The sequence below is a fragment of the Pseudomonas salomonii genome, assembly GCF_900107155.1.
Lineage (GTDB): Bacteria > Pseudomonadota > Gammaproteobacteria > Pseudomonadales > Pseudomonadaceae > Aquipseudomonas > Aquipseudomonas salomonii.
In genome coordinates this window covers 97,986-119,604 of the sequence record NZ_FNOX01000016.1, presented here as the reverse complement: position 1 = coordinate 119,604, position 21,619 = coordinate 97,986, and the positions used below count along the sequence as shown (strand labels likewise).

General features: G+C 60.2%; 20 protein-coding genes and 2 pseudogenes. 15 read left to right on the top strand and 7 right to left on the bottom strand.

Going from position 1 to position 21,619, the window contains the following annotated elements; translation table 11 throughout:
* Positions 1 to 12 precede the first annotated feature (12 nt).
* Both BLV67_RS29025 and BLV67_RS29020 read right to left on the bottom strand, forming a co-directional pair.
* Positions 13 to 120 (bottom strand): annotated as a pseudogene (locus BLV67_RS29025) (PIN domain-containing protein); the annotation flags it as partial.
* Positions 117 to 587 carry a helix-turn-helix domain-containing protein gene (locus BLV67_RS29020; RefSeq protein ID WP_065930566.1) on the bottom strand — a complete coding sequence of 157 codons (471 nt, stop codon included), beginning with the start codon at positions 585 to 587 and terminating at the stop codon, positions 117 to 119. The pseudogene BLV67_RS29025 and the gene BLV67_RS29020, both read right to left, overlap by 4 nt.
* A gap of 191 nt (positions 588 to 778) precedes the next feature.
* Between BLV67_RS29020 and BLV67_RS29015 the strand changes: the two genes are divergently transcribed.
* The 3 genes from BLV67_RS29015 to BLV67_RS29005 are packed head-to-tail and all read left to right on the top strand — an operon-like array spanning position 779 to position 2,721.
* Positions 779 to 1,942 (top strand): S-type pyocin domain-containing protein, encoded by a 1,164-nt coding sequence (locus BLV67_RS29015; protein ID WP_069786330.1) that lies wholly within the window; start codon positions 779 to 781, stop codon positions 1,940 to 1,942.
* A gap of 16 nt (positions 1,943 to 1,958) precedes the next feature.
* Positions 1,959 to 2,246 (top strand): colicin E3-like toxin immunity protein, encoded by a 288-nt coding sequence (locus BLV67_RS29010; RefSeq protein ID WP_065930564.1) that lies wholly within the window; start codon positions 1,959 to 1,961, stop codon positions 2,244 to 2,246.
* A 4-nt stretch (positions 2,247 to 2,250) separates the two neighbouring features.
* On the top strand, positions 2,251 to 2,721 hold the full coding sequence (locus tag BLV67_RS29005) for a hypothetical protein (RefSeq protein ID WP_069786331.1): 471 nt from the start codon (positions 2,251 to 2,253) through the stop codon (positions 2,719 to 2,721).
* Here BLV67_RS29005 and BLV67_RS29000 read toward each other — a convergent pair.
* A complete protein-coding gene (locus tag BLV67_RS29000) occupies positions 2,678 to 4,060 on the bottom strand; it encodes an ATP-binding protein (protein WP_069786332.1) in 1,383 nt (460 codons plus the stop codon). The genes BLV67_RS29005 and BLV67_RS29000 overlap by 44 nt on opposite strands.
* A complete protein-coding gene (locus tag BLV67_RS28995; protein WP_065930562.1) occupies positions 4,057 to 4,719 on the bottom strand; it encodes a response regulator in 663 nt (220 codons plus the stop codon). Before BLV67_RS28995 ends, BLV67_RS29000 begins: the two co-directional genes overlap by 4 nt.
* A 219-nt stretch (positions 4,720 to 4,938) precedes the next feature.
* On the opposite strand from BLV67_RS28995, the gene BLV67_RS28990 reads away from it, so the two are divergent.
* The 3 genes from BLV67_RS28990 (at position 4,939) to BLV67_RS28980 (ending at position 8,912) form a co-directional block, all read left to right on the top strand.
* Positions 4,939 to 6,207 (top strand): sialidase family protein, encoded by a 1,269-nt coding sequence (locus BLV67_RS28990; protein ID WP_065930561.1) that lies wholly within the window; start codon positions 4,939 to 4,941, stop codon positions 6,205 to 6,207.
* Entirely contained in the window at positions 6,207 to 6,818 is a 612-nt protein-coding gene (locus BLV67_RS28985; RefSeq protein ID WP_069786333.1) for a hypothetical protein, read from the top strand. The genes BLV67_RS28990 and BLV67_RS28985 overlap by 1 nt, the downstream gene beginning before the upstream one ends.
* A 72-nt stretch (positions 6,819 to 6,890) precedes the next feature.
* A complete protein-coding gene (locus BLV67_RS28980; protein WP_069786340.1) occupies positions 6,891 to 8,912 on the top strand; it encodes an LTA synthase family protein in 2,022 nt (673 codons plus the stop codon).
* Here BLV67_RS28980 and BLV67_RS28975 read toward each other — a convergent pair whose 3' ends face one another.
* Positions 8,913 to 9,287, bottom strand: coding sequence for a c-type cytochrome (locus tag BLV67_RS28975; protein WP_056858301.1), 375 nt, complete (start codon positions 9,285 to 9,287; stop codon positions 8,913 to 8,915).
* Between the two features lie 181 nt (positions 9,288 to 9,468).
* On the opposite strand from BLV67_RS28975, the gene BLV67_RS28970 reads away from it, so the two are divergent.
* The 6 genes from BLV67_RS28970 (at position 9,469) to BLV67_RS28945 (ending at position 16,395) form a co-directional block, all read left to right on the top strand.
* Positions 9,469 to 9,849, top strand: coding sequence for a response regulator (locus tag BLV67_RS28970; RefSeq protein ID WP_065930559.1), 381 nt, complete (start codon positions 9,469 to 9,471; stop codon positions 9,847 to 9,849).
* Positions 9,850 to 10,042: 193 nt separating this feature from the next.
* Complete coding sequence (locus BLV67_RS28965) at positions 10,043 to 10,657, top strand: biliverdin-producing heme oxygenase (protein WP_065930558.1); 615 nt, start codon at positions 10,043 to 10,045, stop codon at positions 10,655 to 10,657.
* Complete coding sequence (locus tag BLV67_RS28960; protein ID WP_065930557.1) at positions 10,654 to 12,882, top strand: ATP-binding protein; 2,229 nt, start codon at positions 10,654 to 10,656, stop codon at positions 12,880 to 12,882. Before BLV67_RS28965 ends, BLV67_RS28960 begins: the two co-directional genes overlap by 4 nt.
* A gap of 141 nt (positions 12,883 to 13,023) precedes the next feature.
* A complete protein-coding gene (locus BLV67_RS28955) occupies positions 13,024 to 13,209 on the top strand; it encodes a hypothetical protein (RefSeq protein ID WP_069786334.1) in 186 nt (61 codons plus the stop codon).
* 108 nt (positions 13,210 to 13,317) lie between these two features.
* Positions 13,318 to 15,216 carry an alkaline phosphatase D family protein gene (locus tag BLV67_RS28950; RefSeq protein WP_069786335.1) on the top strand — a complete coding sequence of 633 codons (1,899 nt, stop codon included), beginning with the start codon at positions 13,318 to 13,320 and terminating at the stop codon, positions 15,214 to 15,216.
* A gap of 165 nt (positions 15,217 to 15,381) precedes the next feature.
* Positions 15,382 to 16,395, top strand: coding sequence for a sensor domain-containing diguanylate cyclase (locus BLV67_RS28945; RefSeq protein WP_069786336.1), 1,014 nt, complete (start codon positions 15,382 to 15,384; stop codon positions 16,393 to 16,395).
* 43 nt (positions 16,396 to 16,438) lie between these two features.
* Here BLV67_RS28945 and BLV67_RS28940 read toward each other — a convergent pair whose 3' ends face one another.
* Positions 16,439 to 17,455: an amino acid ABC transporter substrate-binding protein gene (locus tag BLV67_RS28940; protein WP_069786337.1), complete on the bottom strand. Its 1,017-nt coding sequence runs from the start codon at positions 17,453 to 17,455 to the stop codon at positions 16,439 to 16,441.
* 223 nt (positions 17,456 to 17,678) lie between these two features.
* On the opposite strand from BLV67_RS28940, the gene BLV67_RS28935 reads away from it, so the two are divergent.
* On the top strand, positions 17,679 to 18,929 hold the full coding sequence (locus BLV67_RS28935; RefSeq protein WP_069786338.1) for a 2-aminoadipate transaminase: 1,251 nt from the start codon (positions 17,679 to 17,681) through the stop codon (positions 18,927 to 18,929).
* On the opposite strand, the pseudogene BLV67_RS28930 reads toward BLV67_RS28935, so the two are convergent.
* Positions 18,926 to 20,460, bottom strand: a pseudogene (locus tag BLV67_RS28930) (c-type cytochrome); the annotation flags it as partial. The gene BLV67_RS28935 and the pseudogene BLV67_RS28930 overlap by 4 nt on opposite strands.
* A gap of 83 nt (positions 20,461 to 20,543) precedes the next feature.
* Between BLV67_RS28930 and BLV67_RS28925 the strand changes: the two are divergent.
* The gene (locus BLV67_RS28925) at positions 20,544 to 20,786 is read left to right on the top strand and encodes a hypothetical protein (RefSeq protein ID WP_065930551.1); all 243 of its coding nucleotides are present in this window, start codon (positions 20,544 to 20,546) and stop codon (positions 20,784 to 20,786) included.
* Between the two features lie 70 nt (positions 20,787 to 20,856).
* Complete coding sequence (locus BLV67_RS28920; protein WP_065930550.1) at positions 20,857 to 21,573, top strand: hypothetical protein; 717 nt, start codon at positions 20,857 to 20,859, stop codon at positions 21,571 to 21,573.
* The last annotated feature ends 46 nt before the right edge of the window (positions 21,574 to 21,619 follow it).

Sequence of the window (21,619 nt, the reverse complement as noted above, 5' to 3'; positions counted from 1 at the left end):
TTAGTTGCCTGATCGAGCTCGATACAGTCCCGACAAACCAAGCCACATCAGCAAATCCCGGAGTGCCGCCGGGTAGAGAACACACGCATCGTATACCGCGGTAAACGGCGAACACCTCATCCGTCATACCCCATTCCCAACGATTGAGCTTGTTGCGCCAGCGCTTCCATTGCCTCTTGGCTTTCTTCATCACGGCGCTGCTTGAACGCCATCAGATCCGAAAACCGGATTCGCCGATGCCGGCCCGTTTTTGTAAAAGGAATGGCGCCCTCCTCCAGCATCTTGACCAGGTGCGGGCGCGAAACGTTGAGCAGGTCGGCGGCCTCCTGAGAGGTCAATTCGGCATGCACCGGCACGACCTTGACGGCGTTACCGATAGCCAATTCGCCCAGGATGTCGACCAACAGGCGCAGGGCTGAGGTCGGGAGTACAAGTGTGTGGGGTTTGTCTTCTTTGTCGAAGATGTCGATGCGCTGGGTTTCAAATTTGGTCGAAAGCAAAGATGCCAGTTCTCGCTGGCCTTGCACGGCGGCTTCGACTTCCTTTTCCAGCGGCAGGATCGTTTTGGGGAGTTGATTGGTGATCATGATGCAGCTCCGGTGTTACGCAATTCGGTTGAATCAAAGCTAAACGAAACAAACGAAAATCGCAATAATCGAAACAGTCCTGGCTAACCAAACGCTAGTCTCCTTTTCCCACACCAACCATCGAACGAAGCCGACATAAGCCTCCGCTCCCACCTCATAGGCTCACTCCCACACAAGGAAGTGAGCCAGTCATGTCAGAACGCTCGTACCCCATTACCGAAGAAGAACAACTCAAACGGCGGATCCTGATACCGCAGCCGAAACGCGCGCCTTATTCACCGCCGATTGATTTATTTGAGCCGCCTCCCACCCCAGCGCCAACAATCGCCAAACCGCCCGGCTGCGTCTTCACAAAACCCTGCCAACTGCCCAACGGCATCATTCGCTACAACGACCCCACCGGTTACGTACCGTTGGAGTTGCTCAAGGACTATGGCCATTTCAGCCTGTTGGGTGGCCGCGAGGTAGACAGCCGGGGCGCGGTTGCCTTGCGCAAGATCAGCGGCAGTGCCCTGCCCGTCGGTTTGGGGCAGTTGGCGTTACGTTCGGCGGCAATGGAGTCGGCCGCGACTGCGGTTGGCACTGTCGCCGGTGGGCTGCTGACTGGTTTGGTCGCGTTGTTATGGCCGTCGGCGCTGGGCGATAGCGCGCTCTACAGCGAGGAGCAATTACGCTCGCTGCAACGGGCACGGTCGCAGATGCGTTTGCATGTCGAACAGCGTGAGGACGGCACACTCAAGGGATACGGGTTTTACACGGGCAACAACCCCGATTGGCAGATGATCAATGTGGTGCAGTTCCAAAGCCGTGGCGATCAGTTTGTGGCGGATTTGGATGAGGGCGTGGAGCTGATCTGGACGCCTGCGGTTGATCCGGGCGACACGCTGGGGATTCCCGCTTTGGAGGCTGCGCCGCAAGCGCCGGTAATCTGGATTTACCCGCCGACGGAGAAGGCGGCGCAGATTCTGGTGAACCCGATTTATCCACCTGAGTACCGGGATTTTATTCTGGTGTTCCCGGTGGAGTCGGGGGTTCGGCCGCTGTATGTGGTGGTCAATGAGCCACGCAAAGGTCTGAGAAATCCGGACCATGATTACTTTCCAGCACCAAAAACCGAAGATATAACTGGCTTCCCAGGGTTGATCCCCCAAAGGCCGGTGACATCACGACTAGGCGGGGCTGGCTTACGTGAGCGATGGATCGATGCAAAAGGGAGGAAGTTACTTGAATGGGACGCCAAGAAAGGTGAGCTGGAAGTCTATCGAAAGAGTGATTTGGAACACCTCGGCGCATTTGATCCTTATACCGCCGAACGTCGCGGGCCGGCGGACCCAAAACGTCGAATCTACAGATAAAGAGGAGTGCAAAAAAATGGTTATGAAAATCAGATTGCGCTGGTACGAAAAACACAGCGACGACTTGAAAGCGGACGAGTACTCAGCGGATATCGTCGATGTAGACCGTTCTTTTGAAGCACTCGGTTTGAGCGAGGAAAGCGCAGTATATGCAGACGTTTACAACGTTCTCCCAAGCTGGATAACTATTCTCCAACCCCTCTTCCAGCATGTGATAGAGCCCAACCGATTCGACTATCAAATTTCATTCCAATACCAAGGCGCTTGGCCGCCATCTACAAAGCCTCCCCAGAAGGAATTCTGAGGTAATGAAAAAGCCCCTCCTCTACCGCTCAGTCAACACCCGGACCCACGGTGTGCGCCACGGTAGCTGTTTCGCTTATCGCTATGAACGGCATACCAAAAGCGCAAAGCGCTCACTGTCCACACGCGCTTCAATGCATAGCCATCAACGGCACGGCTTCGATTACACGCCACTATTTCGGTTTCTCTTATCCAAAGTCGGTCAGCCATGGGACAAAGTATTCAGCGAAGCCAACGCTCGCCTGGATCGCCCGGAGCCCATGTTCTGGATGGTTGCGCTGCATGAAAATGACAAAGACGAATACGTGCGAATAGGTGAGTCCAGCTATTACAGCGGCTTGTGGGTCGACGAGGCAGGCCTGCTGCAAAAGGTTAGCCCCCAATTGACGCCCGAACAGATGAAGCCCAGTTGTGACTGCTGCACCCACACGTTCAACGGTGTGGTATTCCCGCAGGCGCTTCCATGCAAGCCGTGAAGTTCAGTTGCGCGCACAAGCCGCCCTGCTCCAAATTTCGCAGGCTCAACGTACTGCCGATCTTGCCCACAATCATCGCCACAATCGCCAACCCCAACCCCGCGCCATTGGCGTTATCCCGGCTGTAAAACCGCTCAAACAAGCGCCCCATCTCCGCCTCCTCAATCCCCGGCCCTTCGTCTTCCACGCTCAACCCCTGCGCGCCGATCACCACCCGCACCTCACCACCCACCGGCGAAAAGTTAAGTGCATTGGTCACCAGATTTTGCAGTGCAATCGCCAACGCCACCGGCTCGGTCTGCACCCAGCATTCTTCATTGCCTTCCAGCACCAGCTCAACGCCTTTCTCCATGGCCAATGGGGTGAGTTCAGCGAGTTCTTCACGCACCAGTTCCGTCAGTTGCACCGGCTTGCGCACGGGGTTGCTCAACTGCGGCTCGATGCGGGCCATGGTCAGCAGTTGGCTGCCAATACGCGTGGCGCGGTCTACGCCGTTGACCAAAAAGTCCAGGGCCTCACGCCGTTGTTCTTCAGTCGCAGCGTTTTGCGCGTTTTGCGCGTGAATGCGCAGGATCGCCAACGGCGTGCGCAGTTCATGGGCGGCGTCGGCGATGAAGCGGCGTTCGCGCTCCAGCAGGTCGTCCATCTGCACCAGCAGCCGGTTGAGCGCGGTTTGCATCGGCTCCAGTTCGCTCGGCAGTGGGTTGACGTTCAGCGGTTGCAGGGTGTTGGTGTTACGCCCACGCAGCTTGCGGGCCATGGTGCGCAAAGGCGTCAGCCCCCAGCCGATGGCCAGCCAGATCAGCACGGTCAGCAGCGGCACGCCAATCACGCTGGGCCAGAGCGTGTGGCGCACGATGCGCTCGATCACGCTCTGGCGAATGTCGTCACGCTCGCCCACCCAAATCAGCAGACCTTGTTGCGCGTCAGCCAGGAGGAAGGCGCACCAGTCGTTGCCGCTGTCCATCAGGTCATGGGCGCCGAGTGTGGTGGGCGGTGCTGTGAGGATCGGTGCTTCGGCAGACCGCATGAGCAGTTGCCCGTCGCTGCGCCAGACCTGGAAGGTCAGCCGGGTCTCGTAAGGATGGGCCACGCCCTCCTCGCCCACGCGGCTCATGGCCTGGTCGAACGCCTCATACAGGCGGCCCCAGTCTGCGTCGCCAGGATCGCGCTGGCGCAGTACGCCTTGCAGCAGGCGGGCACTTTGGGCGAGTTGAGCGTCGTAGACTTCTTCGATTTCGTGGTGGCTGTCGCGCAGCACCAGCCAGCTGATCAGGCCGTCGCCGAGCAGGATCAATACCAGCACCGGAATAAGAATACGTGCGCGGACCGAATTCATGGTTTGAGCGCCAGCACATAGCCCACACCGCGCACGGTGCGGATCAGCTCTGTGGATAACTTCTTGCGCAGGTTATGGATCAACACTTCCAGCGTATTGCTCTCAACCCGGTCCTGCCAACCATACAAAGCACGGGACAGCCGCTCGCGGGTCACCACTTTGCCAGGGCGCACCATCAACTGGTGCAGCAGTTGGTATTCCATCGGGGTGACGATGATTTCATCGCCCTGGTAACGCACTTGCTGGGTGGCCGGGTCGAGGCTGATCCCGGCGTGTTCGAGCATCGGTTGGGCGCGGCCCTGGCTGCGGCGCAACAGGGCGCGCACGCGGGCTTTGAGTTCTTCGACGTCGAAGGGTTTGATCAGGTAGTCGTCGGCGCCGGCATCCAGGCCGGCAATGCGTTCGGCGGTGCCATCGCGGGCGGTGAGGACCAGCACCGGCAGGTCGTATTGCCCGGCGCGCAGTTGCTGCAACAGGTCGAGCCCATCGAGGCGCGGCAGGCCGAGGTCGAGCAGCAGCAGGTCGAAGCTTTCGGTGCGCAGGGCATGCAAGGCGCTGAGGCCATCTTGCAACCAATCCAGGGTGTAGCCTTCGGCGCCCAACGCCACGCGAATGCCTTGGCCGAGGGCGCGGTCATCTTCGACGAGGAGCAAGCGCATAGCGAAATCTCTGTAGGAAACGGCGGAATCATGCCGGGTTCCAGTACGGGTTAACCGGGGAAAGATGTTACGGCGCGTTGCCAACTAAGGTTGCACTAAGGTTGGTTTTGCACTGTGCCGGCAGGTACGGGACCACCTGTCGTTATGCATGCTCACCGGCCGCAGGAAGCGCCTGCCGGGTGAACGTGCGCAGTCATCCTTTCTTCTCACAGGTTCCCTATGCGCTGCGCTCTACTGATCTTCAGCCTGCTAGGCGTCTTTACCGCCGCCTGGCTGAGCCATCCACCCCACGTATTGGCGCCGTTTGCCCAGGCGAACCCGAGCCCGGCGAAGGTGGCGGCAGCCCCGCAATACACCAGCCGTTTTGTGTCCTCACAGCTCACCGACTTTGTGCACGCCTCCTCCGTGACCGCCCTGCCCGGCGGCGACTTGATGGCCGTGTGGTTTGCAGGTTCGCGCGAAGGCGCCGCCGATGTGCAGGTGCGCACGGCGCGGTTTGATGCACGCAGCGGCGAATGGGGCGGCGAGCAGGTGCTGGCCACGCGGGAAAGCACCCGCGACGGCACCCAGCGTTACATTCGCAAACTGGGCAACCCGGTCATTGCGCTGGGGCCGGATAAACGCCTGTGGATGTTTTACGTGTCGGTGTCGGTCGGCGGCTGGGCCACCAGTGCAATCAATGTGATGGTCTCCGATGACCTCGGCGCGAACTGGTCGGCGCCTCGGCAACTGGTGACGTCGCCGTTTTTCAATATCAGCACCTTGGTGCGCGCAGCGCCGGTGTTCCATGCCGATGGCTCGATTGGCCTGCCGGTGTATCACGAGTTCATGGGCAAGTTTGCCGAGTACCTGTACTTGAGTGCCGACGGCGCGGTGATCGACAAATTCCGCATCAGCCGCGGCAAACATTCGCTGCAGCCCACCATCGTGGCGCAGGACGGCCAGCGAGCCGTGGCGATGCTGCGCTACGCCGGTGAAACCCATCACCGCGTGCTCGCCAGCCGCACCGAGGATGCCGGGCAAACCTGGAGCGAGCCGTTCCCGCTGGAACCGGCCAACCCCAATTCTTCGCTGGCGGCCGTAGGGACTGAAGACGACCGTTTACTCGTGGCCCTCAACGACCTGCAAGACGGTCGCTTCAAGCTCAGCCTCTACGGCACCGACGCGCAGATGACGCAATGGCGTACGGTGGTGCAATTGGACCAGTCGCCGGACCCGCTCGGCCAACCGTTCTCTCCCCAGGCTTATAAAGAAATCATCGGCGAAGGCTTCCGTGCCTCCAGCGGCGCCAAGCGCCTGCCGCTGGAACAGCGCTTTCTGAGCAACCTGGATTACCGCGTGTGCAAACCCCGTGGCTGCGATTTCGAATACGAATACCCGTACTTCAGCCGCAGCCCGGACGGCATGTACCACCTGGTGTACTCGTGGAATAACACCTTTATCAAACATGTCAGCTTCAACGAAGCCTGGCTGGCGGAGCGTTTGTGATGATGGCGTTGTGGCAAGCCCATTTGAGTTTTGTATTGCTGGGGTTTGTGCTGTTCAGCACGTTGCGGTTTACCGCGCCGTGGCGGCCATGGTTGTTGCCGGTGTTAGTGGTGCTGAGCTTTATCCCGGTAAATGAACTGCCGTTGGCCGCGTATGTGCGCAGTTTTACCGATGACCTGGCGATCAGCACCTTGGTGTTGTTGGCGTGGGTGGCGGTGTGCCGGTTGGGGCTGGTGCAGCCGCTTGGCCGGGCACATCAAGTACAACTGCTGGTGCTGTTTGGCGGGCTGTGTCTGGTGTTGTACCCGGCCGCAATGGGATTGACGTATTTCGACCCGTACCGTTGGGGGTTTAACCCTCGACCAATGATTGTGCTGGTAGGTGCGCTGGCGCTGTTGATGCTGGCGCTGCGCAACAGGCTGGCCGTGTGGATGCTGGCGGTGGGCACGTTGGCGTTTGCGCTGCGGCTCAAGGCGTCGGAGAACTATTGGGACTACCTGGTAGACCCGCTGTTGATGGGCTACTGCGCAGTCGCCGGATTAATGCAACTCAAACTGTGGGAGCGGGCTTGCTCGCGAATGCGGCGTGTCAGGCAGTACATCAGCCACTGACACACCCCTATCGCAGGCAAGCCAGCTCCCACAGTGGGTCTGCGTCGTTTTTTGAAATTGGGAAGGTTAATGATGACTGCATTGCAATCACGCCGCCTGCGCTACGGCGTGGGCGCGATCGGGTTGGTGTTTGTGTTGCTGGCGGCGTCGCGGCTGGTGTTTTTAATCAGCTTTTCCGGCCTGGATTTAAACACCAAGGGCTTGCTGGAAACCTTCGGCATCGGCCTGCGTTTCGACCTGCGCCTGGCGGTGTTGCTTCTGCTGCCACTGGCCGCGCTCGCCTGGTTGCCGCGCTGGAACCTTATTACCCTGCCCGCCCTGCGCTGGCTGGCACGCGGCTACCTGGTGATTGCACTGGCCGTGGTGGGCCTCATCTACATCATCGACTTCGGCCACTACGCTTACCTCGGCGTGCGCATCAACGCGACGGTGCTGCGCTACCTGCAAGACGCGCAGATTTCTCAACAGATGGTGTGGGAAACCTACCCGGTGCTGTGGATAACCGCCTGTTGGTTGGCGGCAGTGGCTTTGTGGGTGTGGGCGCTGGTTTGCCTGGAGCGATTGACCCTGGATCGTGCGCCAAAAACCATCGGCAAACTCACAGTGGCGTCGGTGTCCGTGATCGGTGTGGTCGTGGTGCTGCTGGCCCTGCTGGGCCGCGTGGCCAACCTCAACCTGGAAAACCCGGTGCCGCTGCGCTGGAGCGATGCGTTCTTCTCCGGCAACAGCCAGGTCGCCGCCGTGGGCCTGAACCCGGTGCTGTTTTTGTACGACACCCTCAAGGTTGGCCAGTCGCAATTCGATGAAGCCCAGGTGCGCAGGCATTACCCGCAAGTTGCCGAGTACCTGGGCGTTGAGCGGCCTGACGCGCAACAGCTGAATTTCAGCCGTGAACAAGGTGTGCAGTCCTACAAGCTGACCGGCGAGCGCCCGCCCAACGTGGTCTTCGTCATGCTCGAGTCCCTGGGCACCAGTGCGGTCGGCGCCTATGGCAACCCGCTGAACCCCACGCCGAACCTGGACAAGCTGGCAACCCAAAGCTGGTTCTTCAAACACTTCTATGTGCCGGTCACCGGTACCGCCAAGACCGTGTGGGCGAGCATCACCGGCATACCCGACGTGACCCGCCAGGAGACCGCCACGCGCAACCCGCTGATCACGCGGCAACACACCTTGATCAACGCTTTCGAGGGTTACCAGAAGTTCTACATGATCGGCGGCAACGCCGGTTGGGCGAATATCAACGCACTGATCCGCCAGAGCATCGACGGCGTGCGACTGTTTGACGAAAGCCACTGGCGCTCGCCCCGGGTGGACGTGTGGGGCATCTCTGACCTGGACCTGTTCAAGGAAGGCGACCAACTGTTGCGCGCCGTGCCCAAAGGCCAGCCGTTCTTTGCCTACCTGCAAACTTCCGGCAACCATCGGCCGTTCACCATCCCCAAGCAAAACGACGGTTTCCAACTTAACAACGTAACTCTGGAACATGTCCAGGCCGCCGGTTCGCGCAGCGTCGAGCAATACAACGCGGTGCGTCTGCTGGATTACAACATCGGCCGCCTGATGGACATCGCCAAGGCTGGTGGCTGGTACGACAACAGCATTTTTGTGTTCTTTGGCGACCACAACACGCGCATCAGCCAGATCCCGCACATGGCGCCTGCTTTCGAGCAACTGGGTCTGGAAAGCAACAACGTGCCACTGCTGATCCACGCGCCGGGGCTTAAGCCGCGCGTTATTGACGAAGCCGTGGGGTTGGCGGACTTGCTGCCGACCGTGGCCGGCATGGCGGGCGTGCCGTTTCGTAACGGCGCAATGGGCCGCGATATCCAGCAGCCGGCGCCGGAAGGTGAACGCGTGGTGCCACTGGTATTGCACGAGGGTACCTTCCCGATTATCGGCGGCGTGACCCAGCACTTCCTGTTGCAGATGCAGCACGACGGCGGCTCACCGACCTTGCATGACCTGGCGTCGCAAACACCGCGCGTTGATGTGGCCGAGCAGCATCCCGAAGAGTTTCAGCGCCTGCAGGGGCTGACCCGTGGGCTGCATGAAAGTGCACGGTTGATGCTGTTCAGGAACGTGCGCGAGTGATTACTTGGGCTGGAAGGTCTCCAGGTAGGCCAGGATGTTTTCGATTTTTTCCGGGTCGCTGATACCCCAGAAGATCATACGCGTACCGCTCACCACCTTCTTCGGCGCCTCGATATAGGCGGCGAGTTTGTCGCGGGTCCAGACCACGCCGGAGTTTTTCATCGCGTCGGAATACTGATAGTCCGTGGTGGTGCCGGCCGGCCGGCCGATGATGCCGTTCAGTTCAGGCCCGAAGCCGCCGCGTGCACCTTCACCAATGCTGTGGCAGCCGCCGCAGGTCTTGCTGAACAATTTGCCGCCCGCCTCGGCATCACCGGCCGCCAAGGCCGGGGCGGTGTTGAGGATCAGGGCGAGTGTCAGTAAGGCGTACTTCATGCAGGGCTCCACAGCGGGCAACGATGCGGCAATTATGCCTGTATCCGATTCGGCGTGCCGCTGCGGGCAACCCCGCGCAACCGCTCTAAAACGACCACCCATCGTTTAAAAAACATCCAATCGAACCTAATCAATCAGCGCCCACTCCACCTTACTGAACCCTGATGGTGGAGTAAGGATCATGGCTCAGCCATCGATTTTGGTATTGGAAGACGACGAAATCATTCGTGCGTTGATGGTGGATGTATTGGAGGACTTCGGCGCGCATGTGACGTCGTTTCCTTCGGCGGATGAAGGCATGATTTACCTGGAACGCGGCGATGACCCGGTAGACCTGATCGTCAGTGATATTCAGATGCCGGGGTTACTCAATGGCTATGACTTGAGCAAGGTGGTCGCGCATCGTTGGCCGTCGGTGCCGGTACTGCTGACCTCGGGCAATACCAAGCTGGCGGCGCAACTGGGTGGCTCGGTGCGGTTTTTACCCAAGCCCTGGAGTGCGGAACATTTGGTTAAGTGCGTACAAACGGCACTGACCCAGCAAGGCGCATCCATGCACTAATAGCGTCGCGACATCACTTAAACCGAACTTGCTGTAATGCGCTGTGGTCATTTATTACGCAAGGAGCGACTTTTCTGATCCCCCGTCAGGCTTTTCGCCTTGTGCGTACAGTTGACGGCAATGACTTGTGTAGAATCGTCGCCCATTTCACGCGTCATTCATGGCCTTCAGGCCCACAGTTCGAGCTTATTGAATGCATTCACAGGCCCATGACGTCAGTGCGCCCTCATTGCTGGAAGCGTTGCGCACAGGCACGGGTTTGCTGCATGTGGCGTTGGAAAAGCGCTTGCCGTTTTTCTCCGATCAGTTGGATGCCGGCTGGTATCGGCGATTGCTCCAGGCGTACTACGGGTTTTATGCGCCGATGGAAGCAGCGCTGTACGCGAGTGGCTTGATCCCCGACGGATACGACGCTGTACTGCGTGTGAAAACCCCCACACTGATGGGCGACTTGCGCGCACTTGGCTTGAATGACAACGCCATCAACGCCCTGCCCCGCTGCACCCAACATCCGACCTTCGACACCCCCGCCGCCTGCCTCGGTGCCCTGTACGTACTGGAAGGCGCGACTCTTGGCGGCCAAGTGCTGCGCCGGGAAATGGCCCGGCGCCTGGACATACACGCCGATACCGGCGGAGCGTTCCTTGATGTGTACGGCACCGAAACCGGTCGGCTCTGGAAAAACTTTCTCGATTATTTGGGCCGCCTGCCGCTGGATGCTGACGCAAAACAGCGCGCGGTCGATGCCGCCTGTTCTACATTCAGTGGCTTTGAGCAATGGCTCGCCCGCCAGGAGGTACTGCTATGAAACCCGACGATTTTGAAGAGCTGCTTGCCAACTGTGCCGACGAACCGATTCGCTTCCCGGGCGCCATCCAGCCCCACGGCGTGCTGTTGACGTTGTCGGAGCCTGAGCTGCAGATCACTCAGGTCAGCGCCAACGTGGGCAGCCTGTTCGGCCACGCGCCCGAGGCGCTGCTGGGCCAACCGCTGCACCGGTTAATTGGCGTTGAGCCTGCCCAAGCCGTGCAATCGATCGCCGAAAACAACGGGTTTCTCGATGCTCCGGCGCTGCATGTCACGCTCAATGGTGCGCAATTTGAAGGCTTGCTGCATCGCCATCAGAACGTGCTGGTACTTGAGTTCGAACCGCGCCTTGAAAATTTCAAACCCCGCGCCCTGAATGGCCGCACCAGTGACCTGGGCAAGATGCTGCAACGCTTGCAGTCGGCGAAAACCCTGCAAGCGCTGTACGAAATCAGCGTGACTGAGATCCAGGCCATGACCGGTTACGACCGGGTGCTGATCTATCGCTTCGAAGAAGAAGGCCACGGCCAGGTGATTGCCGAAGCGTCGGCGCCGTCCATGGAGCAGTTCAACGGGTTGTTCTTCCCCGCGTCCGACATTCCCGAGCAAGCGCGCGAGCTGTACCGCACCAACTGGCTGCGCATCATCCCGAATGCCGCCTACGAGCCGGTGCCACTGCTGCCCAAGCTGCGGCCGGGCACCGACCAGCCGCTGGACCTGAGCTTCGCCACCCTGCGCAGTGTGTCGCCGATTCACTGCCAATACATGCAGAACATGGGCGTGCTGTCGTCCATGAGCATCTCGTTGATGGCCGGCGACAAGTTGTGGGGCCTGATCAGCTGCGGCAATCGCGAGCCCTTGCTGGTACCCAACGACCTGCGCGTTGCCTGCCAGACCATCGGCCAGGTGCTGTCGCTGCAGATCAGCGCCATGGAAGCCCTGGACCTGATCCGCCAGCGCGAGGAAAAAGTCGAAGCCCTGGCATTGCTGGACCGCGCAATGAAGGCCTCGGAGCAAAACGTTTTCGATGGCCTGGCCCAGCAGCCGCAGGTGCTGATGGACCTGACCCAGTCGGGCGGCGTGGCGATCATTGAAGACAAGCAATTGCACCGTTACGGTAATTGCCCCGAGCCTGCGCAGATTCGTGCGCTGCACAGGTGGCTGCAGGAAAGCGGCGAGCCGGTGTTTTCCAGCCATAACCTGACATCGGTGTACCCGCCGGCTGCCGAGTTCCAGCCAGTGGCCAGCGGCGTTCTGGCCATGAGTCTGCCCAAGCCTGTGGATAACGGCGTGTTGTGGTTCCGCCCAGAGGTCAAAGAGAACATCAACTGGAGCGGCGACCCGAACAAGCCGCTGAATCTGGAAAGCTCCGACGCCGGTTTGCGCCTGCGCCCACGCACCTCGTTTGAAATCTGGAAAGTCGAAATGGCCGGCATCTCCACCAAGTGGAGCCACGGCGACCGGTTTGCCGCCAACGACCTGCGCCGCTTCGCCCTCGAAAATGACCTGGCCCGTCAAGTGCTGCGCGAACAGCAAGCCGTGCGTGCCCGTGATGAACTGGTGGCAGTGGTGTCCCACGACCTGCGCAACCCGATGACGGTCATCTCGATGCTCTGCGGCATGATGCAAAAGGCCTTCAGCTCCGATGGCCCACATACCTCACGGCGAATTTCCTCGGCCATCGACACTATGCAACAGGCCGCCGGGCGCATGAATGTGCTGTTGGAAGACCTGCTCGACACCTCGAAAATCGAGGCCGGGCGTTATGTGGTCAAGCCCGTGTCGCTGGACGTCAGCCAGATGTTCGAAGAGGCCTATTCGCTGCTCGCGCCGTTGGCGATGGAGAAAGGCATCGACCTGTCGTTCAACGCCGAACCCGGCCTGCAGATCCATGCCGACCCGGAGCGCCTGTTCCAGGTGCTGTCGAACCTGATCGGCAACGCCATCAAGTTCACCCCGCGCCAGGGCAATATCGGTATCAGCGCCATGAGCAATGGCGAAGATATCGTGTTTTCGGTGCGCGACTCCGGCGAAGGCATTGCGCCCGAACAATTGCCCCATGTGTTTGATCGCTACTGGACCAAGACCGAAAACAACCCCACCGGCAGTGGCTTGGGGCTGTATATCACCCAAGGTATCGTGCAAGCCCACGGCGGACGGATTGAGGCGCAGAGTGAGTTGGGGCGCGGCAGCGAGTTCAGGTTTACGGTGCCCAAGCCTGTCTGAAACTCATTCAGTCCAACACATATCAAACATGCAGAAACCTATGGCCGGGAACATAAACCCGGCCAATGCCACTGAAGGGGGGCGCAATCAAAGGGAGTTTTGATGCGAGAACAATCCTCCACCTGAGCAAGAGGTTTTACCATGCTTACAGGCAATATTTTCCCCGGCTATGCCATCGACCTGGTCACCCTCCTGGCTAACCAGAACACCAGGCGTGCTGAAAAGCCCAAAAGTCCCGACAACGACCCAATGATGCAAAACGTACCGCCCAAGCCTAAGCCCTCTCGTTCGTCCCTGGACTCCCTGGGACGTGGCTTCGAGCTCTGATCCAATAAGGGCAATCGGCTGCCGGGTATCCGCTGCAAGCGGTTGACAAAACACTGACATCCTCTGCGTTACCCTTTTCAGCCCTACCTTGTATGAGCTGCTTGCTTCATGCCGCAATCCGACACACTGCCCGCTGTCATTGCCGGCCCACTGCTTCGGCGCCTGGAACCCAAGCGCCTGGTGATCTGGCTGGTGGGCAGCCGTGCCCTGCGATTGGCCTTGAGGCTGCAAGCACCTCAAGGCCAAGCCCTGACGATCGATCTGGGCCCCCGGCAGTGCCAGGTCGTGCCCGTCGGCCGCCACGCCTTTATCCATCTGATCGACGTTTCCCTGAGCGAAGCCCTGCCGCTGGACGTGATCATCGACTATGACCTGCTGGTCGACGGTTGTGGTATTGCGCAATGGGCCCCGCACCTGCTGTATGCCGACGCCGCCTGCGCGAATTTCGTGGTGCACAGCCGCATTCACCAGTTGGTGCATGGCTCGTGCCGCAAACCCCATCACCACGCCGATGACGGCTTGCTGTGCGTAGACCGCCTGCTGGCCGACGCGCACACACCGGCTGAACGCCCGGCGCTGTTGATGATGAGCGGCGACCAGGTCTACGCCGACGATGTGGCCGGGCCCATGCTGCGGGCGATTCATGCGCTGATCGCGGGTTTAGAATTGTTCGACGAATACCTGGAAGGCGCCGTGGTGGATGACAGCGCCAGCCTTTATGAGCATCGCGCCAGCTATTACCACCGCGCGGATCTGCTGCCCGCACTGGACAGCAACGAGACCCTGCGCGAACGGTTTTTCGGCGGTGTGAAAAAACCGATCTTTACCAGCAGCACCGCCGACAACCACCTGGTGACCTTTGCCGAAGTACTGGCGATGTACCTGCTGGTGTGGTCGCCCACGCCCTGGACTCTGATCACGCCACAGCCGCCGTCATTGAGTGCGCCGCAACAACAGCGCTATGACCGTGAGCAAGTGCAGATCGATCGGTTCCGTGACGGCCTGCCCGGTGTTGCGCGGGTTTTCGCACACCTGTCGACGCTGATGATCTTTGACGATCACGACATCACCGACGACTGGAACCTCAGCGCCCAATGGGAAGCCACCGCCTACGGCCATCCATTCTCCAAACGCATCATCGGCAATGCCCTGCTCGCTTATATGCTGTGTCAGGGCTGGGGCAACCAGCCGGATGTGTTTGGCGAACTGCTGGAACACACCCAGGCGCTGGCCGCCAAGACACAAGACAACCACCTGCACGCCGCTGCGCACGATGAGCTGCTGCAACGCCTGCTGAAATTTCAGCACTGGCATTACGTGCTGCCCACCACGCCCGCACTGGTGGTGCTCGACACGCGCACCCGGCGCTGGCGCAGTGAGTTTGCGCTCAAGCAACCCTCCGGCCTGCTGGACTGGGAAGCCTTGAGCGAACTGCAACAGGCCCTGCTGGACCACCCGTCAGCCATCATCGTTTCGCCCGCGCCGATCTTTGGCGTCAAGCTGATCGAGACCGTGCAGAAGGTCTTCAGTTGGTGCGGCTTCCCGCTGTTGGTAGACGCCGAAAACTGGATGGCCCATCGCGGCGCCGCCCAGGTAATCCTGAATATCTTCCGCCACTCACGCACGCCGGGGAACTACGTAATCCTGTCGGGCGATGTGCATTACTCGTTCGTCTATGAAGTGCTGATCCGCCACCGCAGCGCCGGCCCCAAAATCTGGCAGATCACCAGCAGCGGCATCAAGAACCAGTTCCCGGCGCGCTTGCTGGAATGGTTCGACCGCCTCAACCGCTGGCTCTACTCACCGCGCTCGCCCCTCAACGGTTTCACGCGCCGGCGCACCATGCAGGTGGTGCCACATATACCGGAGCATGCCGAGGCGGGTGAACGGCTGTGGAATTCGGCGGGCATCGGCCAAGTGTTTTTCAATGAGCAGGGCCAGCCGGAGGCGATTTACCAGCACAACGCGGATGGTAAGCCGCGAACACAGATGGTGGCGCCGGACTAAAGAGTCGATCGCTGCAGCAGATAATGGCTCTTAGCCACACCACTAAAGCAGCACACTCATCCTATTCAAAGCGCTCAAGCCGCGATGTAGAGTAACGTCAGCCACGGTGTACCGGCGTCAATGAAGACTGGCCGTAGGAGCCAGCATCGGCAGGGAAGTGCACAGATGAACGAGACATCCGGCAATAAACCGCTGCGCAATAACTTTTCCGAACTCAACGCCGACATGTTGCATGCGGTGATGGAACTGGTCAGCGACGGCATCTGGGACTGGAATGCCAACACCGGGTTCGTGTACCGCAGCCCCGGCTGGTACACGATGCTTGGCTACCCCCGCCACTCCCTGGAGAACAGCGTGTTCACCTGGGAGAACGTGATCCACCCCGAAGATTATCCACGCGTCATGGCCGTATTTGATGACTACATCAGCCAACGCGCGCCCCATTACCAGGCTGAGTATCGTTGCCGCAAAGCAGACGGCACTTACCTGTGGATCGAAGACCGTGGCTACGTCATTGCACGTAACCCCGACAATTCAGTAGCACGCATGGTCGGCGCGCACCGCGATATCCATACACGCAAAATTTCCATCGAACAGCTGCAACAGCGCAATCAGTCGCTGGAAGCGCTGGTGGCCGAACGCACCCTTGAATTGTCACGGGTCAATCAGCAACTGCAATTGCAGTTGGACGAGAACCGTTCCCTGGCCGAACAGGACGCCTTGACGCGCATCGCCAACCGTTATCGCCTGGAGAAGGTGCTGCTGGAGGAGTGCGACCGTGCCGAGCGCTTCCGCGTACCGCTGGCCTTGGTGGCCATGGATGTCGATGACTTCAAGCCGATCAACGACAAACAGGGTCATGGCGTCGGCGATCAAACCTTGGTGAGCGTGGTAGAAAGGCTGGAAACCTGTGTGCGCCAGGGTGACTTGCTCGCGCGTTGGGGGGGCGATGAGTTTATGGTGGTCCTGCCCAAAAGCACGGTGGATACCGCCAGGCAATTGGCTGAACGCATCCGTCAGGCCATCGCCGAGATGCCCGCCGTGGGCGACTTCAAAGTCACCCTGAGCCTGGGCGTCGTGGAGCGGCGGATGGGCGAAACGCCCGCCGCGCTGATGGCACGTGCCGATCAAGCACTGTACCGGTCCAAGGCGGCGGGCAAGGATGCGGTCTCTGAGTGATGTAGGAGCTGGCAAGCCAGCGCCCACCTAAGGCAGAGTTCAGTCAGCGCACCGGTGGTGCGTACTGGATGCCGCCATTGCTCCACAACGCATTAAGCCCGCGCTTGATCTTCAGCACGCTGCCCTGGCCGATATTGCGCTCGAATACCTCGTCGTAATTGCCCACTTGCTTGACGATCTGCACCACCCAATCCTTGCGCAGCTTCAGGTCTTTGCCGTAATCGCCGTCGGCCCCCAGCAGCCGCGCCACGTCCGGGTTCCGGGTGGACTTGGCCTGCTCTACGACATTCTGCGAGGTGATGCCCATTTCCTCGGCATTGAGCATGGCGAACAGGGTCCACTTGACGATGCTGAACCACTCATCGTCGCCCTTGCGTACCAGCGGCCCCAAGGGCTCTTTGGAGATCACCTCCGGCAGCACCACGAACTCATCCGGGTGGGCCATCTTGATGCGCTGGGCATACAGGCCCGACTGGTCGGTCGTGAGCACGTCGCAACGCCCGGCTTCCAGGCCCTTGGCGCTCTCGTCGGCGGTGTCGAAGGTGATCGGCGTGTACTTCATGCCGTGGGTGCGAAAGTAATCCGAAACGTTGAGTTCAGTGGTGGTGCCGGCCTGGATGCAGACGGTGGCGCCATCGAGTTGCCTGGCAGCGGTCACGCCCAGCTTGTTGTTGACCAAAAAGCCGATGCCGTCGTAATAGGTCACGCCGGTAAACACCAGGCCCATGCCGGAATCCCGGGAGCTGGTCCAGGTGGTATTGCGGGAGATCAGGTCGATTTCGCCCGATTGCAACGCGGTGAATCGCTCCTTGGCAGTCAACTGGGTGAACTTCACTTTTGAGGCATCGCCGAACACGGCGGCGGCAACAGCGTGGCACACGTCTACATCGAGGCCTGTCATCTTGCCCTGGCTGTCCGGCACGCCGAAACCCGGCAAGCCGTCGCTGACGCCACACTGGATAAAGCCTTTTTTCTGGATCGCGTCCAGGGTCACGCCCGCGTGGGCACTGCCGGCAAGCGCCACGGCCGTGGCCGCGATAAGGGTTTTGAGGTGGTTCATGCGAGGCACTCCCTGTGAATCTTTTATTATTCGGCGCCGCACTGCCCGCGCCGGTTTCTGAGGTTACCCGGCAGTATTGTCAGGTTTGCAGCGTGGCCACAAACGACCTTTAGGCAACAGCTCCTTCCGATTTGGAATGACCCGGCGATTTTATTTCGTTTGCGGCGAGGCCGGCTGCGCGGCTTAGATAAATACACGCCCGCCATTGCCGAGTCCCCGATTCATGAGCCGCGAAACCATCAGCCAATCGATTTCCATCGTTCACCCCATCAGCCTCAGCCACGGTAAAAATGCCGAAGTCTGGGACACTATGGGCAAGCGCTATCTCGATTTTGTCGGCGGCATTGGCGTGCTCAACCTCGGCCATTGTCACCCAGGCGTGGTGGAAGCGATTCGCGAACAAGCCACGCGGCTTACCCACTATGCGTTCAACGCCGCGCCGCACGCGCCCTACATCGAGCTGATGGATCGCCTTTGTGCGTTTATCCCGGTGGATTACGCGGTGAGCGGCATGCTCACCAACAGCGGCGCGGAAGCGGCGGAAAACGCCTTGAAAATCGTGCGCGGCGCCACCGGCCGCACGGCGGTGATCGCCTTTGACGGCGCCTTCCACGGCCGCACCCTGGCCACGCTTAACCTCAATGGCAAGGTAGCGCCCTACAAGCAAAAGGTCGGTGTGCTGCCTGGCCCGGTGTATCACCTGCCCTACCCCAGCGCCGATAACGGTGTGACCTGCGCCGAAGCCCTGAAGGCCATGGACCGTCTGTTCAGTGTGGAAATCGACGTAAACGATGTGGCCTGTTTCATCATCGAACCGGTGCAGGGCGAAGGCGGCTTTCTGGCCCTGGACATCGAGTTCGCCCAGGCCCTGCGCCGCTTCTGTGATGAGAAAAACATCCTGCTGATTGTCGATGAAATCCAGTCCGGCTTCGGGCGTACCGGCCAGCGTTTTGCCTTCTCGCGCCTGGGCATCGAACCGGATCTGATCCTGCTCGGCAAAAGCATCGCCGGTGGCGTGCCATTGGGCGCGGTGGTCGGGCGCAAGGCGCTGCTCGACAATTTGCCCAAAGGTGGCCTCGGTGGCACGTACTCCGGTAACCCGATTGCCTGCGCAGCGGCGTTGGCGACGTTGGATGCGATGACCGACGCGCAATTAAATACCTGGGGTTCACAACAGGAAGCCGCCATCGTCAGCCGCTATGCCGCCTGGCGCGAACAACATCTGTCGCCCTATCTGGGTCGTCTGACCGGCGTGGGTGCCATGCGCGGCATCGAGCTGGCCCATGCCGACGGCACGCCCGCGCCCCAGCAACTGACCCAACTGCTCAGCCTGGCACGCGAGGCCGGCTTGCTGCTGATGCCCAGCGGCAAGTCGCGGCATATCATCCGCCTGCTGGCACCGCTGACCACGGAGCCTGCGGTGCTGGAGCAAGGCCTGGATATTCTCGAGGCCTGCCTTAAGCAGTTGGCTTAATAACGCGCATCCACGGGCTTGCCGCCGTTGGGCCAGTCTTTGACCTTGTCCGGAAAATCCGGGCGCGGTTGGCCAGAGAAATACGCCGCCACGTCCACCGCTTCCTGGTCCGACAAACCGCCCTGCCCCAACGGGAGTTTTTCGTGGACGCCGATCGGCATGTTGCGTTTCACAAACGCCGCCGCGGTGTAAGGCCGTGCCATACCGGCGCCGATGTTGAACGACTGCTCGCCCCACAGTGGCGGGTACACCTGCTTGCCGTTGTCCAGGCCCGGCTTGATCGCCGGGTCAATCTTGCCCACGCCACGCCCGGCGACTTTATCTTCACGGCAGGTGTTGTTTTTCATCCAGTCAAAATACGCGACCATCGCTTGCATATCCGCTGATTGCGGCGCCAGTGGCTTGCCGTTCATCGAGCGGCGGAAACAGCCGTTGATGCGTTCCTTTAGCGTAACCACCTTGCCTGCACGCGGCGCGTAACTGGGGAAGAACGCCGACACGCCCACAAAGGGCGAACCGTCCGCCACGGTGCCGGCGTTGAGATGGCAACTGGTGCAATTGAGCGAATTGCCGACGTTATCCGGCAGCAGCGCCTTGGTTTGCAGGTGCAGGCGCATGCCGCGAACAACCTGGTCGGCGTTGGGTGCGGCGAGCAAATTCGCCAGCCTTGGGGTTTCGAAGGCTGAAGAATCGGTGGTATCAGGGTTGAGTTGGTCACGCAGTTGCTTCACTTGGCCCGCATTGATTGGTGTGCCTTCGTTGCCCCAACGGGTGCGCACGAAAGTGAGAATTTCGGCGATTTCCTGATCAGCCAACCGGTCAACGTGATGTGCAGTAACGAGGTCGGGTGACTTGAGGCAATGCTCGGGTTACCCGCCAAGGGTGGAAACGGGCCTTTTACGCCAGCGCCGTCACTGCGGTGGCAATCACTGCAAAACTGCATATAACCCAGACCGCCACGGCGGGTGAACAGGTCGGCTGGCGGTGCGGCAGGTGCACGGGCGACCGATGGCATTGGCAGGTCGCCTTTACCCGGCGGCAGGGACTTGAGGTAACTGGCGATGGCCGTAAGGTCGTCATCGCTGAAATGCCGGGTGCTGTGGTGGATCACATCGGCCATGTCGCCGGCGACCGTGGCAAAGCGGTCCTGCCCGGTCTTGAGCAGTTGCACAGTGTCTTCGACCGTCCACAGGTTGCGCAGGCTCAGGGCCCGCCAGTGTTCGACGGTTTCACCCGCCAGGTAATGCCGGCCACTGCGGCCCGGATCGCTCATGGCTTTTTCATGGAAAGCGATGCCCCGTGGCGTGTGGCACGAGCCGCAATGCCCCAGGCCCTGGACCCGATAGGCGCCACGGTTGAGCACTTCGCTACGCTGCGGGTCGGGTTGGAACGGCTGCTTGTCGAGAAAGGCAAAATTCCACAGCGCCAGGCCCCAGCGCTGATTGAACGGGAAGCCCATGTCCGCCTCAAGGTTGGCCTGTCGCACCGGCTCGACGCCTTGCATCAGGTAGGCGTACAGGGCGCGCATGTCCCCTGGATCAGCGCCACATCGATGGACAAAAAGATGATGGCTCAACGACTATCAGCGCCTTCCAACCCTGCAAGGGAGCACCCATGCTCGATATCCTCCAAGGCACGCCCCTGTGGGTGTACGCCATCTACCTGTGGATTTGTTATTACGGCATCAAGGCCTGCCTGGGCGGGTGCGAGAATCGACGCTCGTTGATGATTTTGCCGGTGGTGCTGATGGTGGGCGGTGTGTCGGGGTTTACCGTTGGTCTGTTCTGCGGGCGGGCCGATCGATTGCAGCGGGCGCTGAGCGCCTTGCGCCGCGATAAGGGCAGTGTGCTGCCTTGACCTGACCTGCGTGGCCGCCGAAAATGCGCGACGTTTTTTTGTTCCCGCTTACTGAAGTAGTGAAATTTCAATGTCTGATTCTTACACCGAACACGCCGCCGAAGAATCCGTAGTCGCCCTGCAATCGAAGGCCGAATACGAAAATGCCATCAATCTTTCACAGCATGTGCCTGCGGCCAAGATCATCAGCGAGATGGTGCTGGACGCGTTCCACACTTCCAAGGAAAGCGACCAGATCCGCGAACTGCGCGTGGCCATCCGCCAGGCCCATGACGCTTTCGACGACGACAAGGCCTACGACCTGATGGGCCAGCTCAAGCAACTCAAGGATGCCGAAGCGGCCGACAACATCGCCCTCGAAGACCTGAGCAGTAAGTTCTCGATCAGCCGCATCCTCTCCAGTTTCAAGGACGACCCCGAGTTTCAGGAGCTGGTCTACGGCCTGGCCCTCAAGGTGCTGAACCAGTCTCACCAGGCCATCAGCAACCCAAGCGCCGGCAAGGGCAAGGCTGCACGGGCCAAGAAAGAAGCCGAAGTGTTTGTGATCAGCAAGGATGGCATCAGCGTCACCCTGCCGCTGCGCACGCCGCGCTCCAAGCTCAACGTTGACCGTGAAGCGTTCGAATTTCTGGGTTTCAGCTTTGTGGGTGAAGGCGACGAGGCCGAGCTTGAAGTTGAAAGCTTTGTGGATAACGCCGGCGCCGAGCAGCCGTTGAGCCGCAAGAGTGTGATTACTGCACTGCAGCAGCAGACGGCGTTTGATGGGTACAGCATCGCGCAGCAGTAACGCATTACCTGCAACACAGCTGGACTAAAAATGTGGGAGCGGGCTT

Bases quoted from the DNA above. Each gene is read 5' to 3' on its own strand.
- BLV67_RS29020 (WP_065930566.1), bottom strand. From the start codon at position 587: ATGATCACCAATCAACTCCCCAAAACGATCCTGCCGCTGGAAAAGGAA.
- BLV67_RS29015 (WP_069786330.1), top strand. From the start codon at position 779: ATGTCAGAACGCTCGTACCCCATTACCGAAGAAGAACAACTCAAACGG.
- BLV67_RS29010 (WP_065930564.1), top strand. From the start codon at position 1,959: ATGGTTATGAAAATCAGATTGCGCTGGTACGAAAAACACAGCGACGAC.
- BLV67_RS29005 (WP_069786331.1), top strand. From the start codon at position 2,251: ATGAAAAAGCCCCTCCTCTACCGCTCAGTCAACACCCGGACCCACGGT.
- BLV67_RS29000 (WP_069786332.1), bottom strand. From the start codon at position 4,060: ATGAATTCGGTCCGCGCACGTATTCTTATTCCGGTGCTGGTATTGATC.
- BLV67_RS28995 (WP_065930562.1), bottom strand. From the start codon at position 4,719: ATGCGCTTGCTCCTCGTCGAAGATGACCGCGCCCTCGGCCAAGGCATT.
- BLV67_RS28990 (WP_065930561.1), top strand. From the start codon at position 4,939: ATGCGCTGCGCTCTACTGATCTTCAGCCTGCTAGGCGTCTTTACCGCC.
- BLV67_RS28985 (WP_069786333.1), top strand. From the start codon at position 6,207: ATGATGGCGTTGTGGCAAGCCCATTTGAGTTTTGTATTGCTGGGGTTT.
- BLV67_RS28980 (WP_069786340.1), top strand. From the start codon at position 6,891: ATGACTGCATTGCAATCACGCCGCCTGCGCTACGGCGTGGGCGCGATC.
- BLV67_RS28975 (WP_056858301.1), bottom strand. From the start codon at position 9,287: ATGAAGTACGCCTTACTGACACTCGCCCTGATCCTCAACACCGCCCCG.
- BLV67_RS28970 (WP_065930559.1), top strand. From the start codon at position 9,469: ATGGCTCAGCCATCGATTTTGGTATTGGAAGACGACGAAATCATTCGT.
- BLV67_RS28965 (WP_065930558.1), top strand. From the start codon at position 10,043: ATGCATTCACAGGCCCATGACGTCAGTGCGCCCTCATTGCTGGAAGCG.
- BLV67_RS28960 (WP_065930557.1), top strand. From the start codon at position 10,654: ATGAAACCCGACGATTTTGAAGAGCTGCTTGCCAACTGTGCCGACGAA.
- BLV67_RS28955 (WP_069786334.1), top strand. From the start codon at position 13,024: ATGCTTACAGGCAATATTTTCCCCGGCTATGCCATCGACCTGGTCACC.
- BLV67_RS28950 (WP_069786335.1), top strand. From the start codon at position 13,318: ATGCCGCAATCCGACACACTGCCCGCTGTCATTGCCGGCCCACTGCTT.
- BLV67_RS28945 (WP_069786336.1), top strand. From the start codon at position 15,382: ATGAACGAGACATCCGGCAATAAACCGCTGCGCAATAACTTTTCCGAA.
- BLV67_RS28940 (WP_069786337.1), bottom strand. From the start codon at position 17,455: ATGAACCACCTCAAAACCCTTATCGCGGCCACGGCCGTGGCGCTTGCC.
- BLV67_RS28935 (WP_069786338.1), top strand. From the start codon at position 17,679: ATGAGCCGCGAAACCATCAGCCAATCGATTTCCATCGTTCACCCCATC.
- BLV67_RS28925 (WP_065930551.1), top strand. From the start codon at position 20,544: ATGCTCGATATCCTCCAAGGCACGCCCCTGTGGGTGTACGCCATCTAC.
- BLV67_RS28920 (WP_065930550.1), top strand. From the start codon at position 20,857: ATGTCTGATTCTTACACCGAACACGCCGCCGAAGAATCCGTAGTCGCC.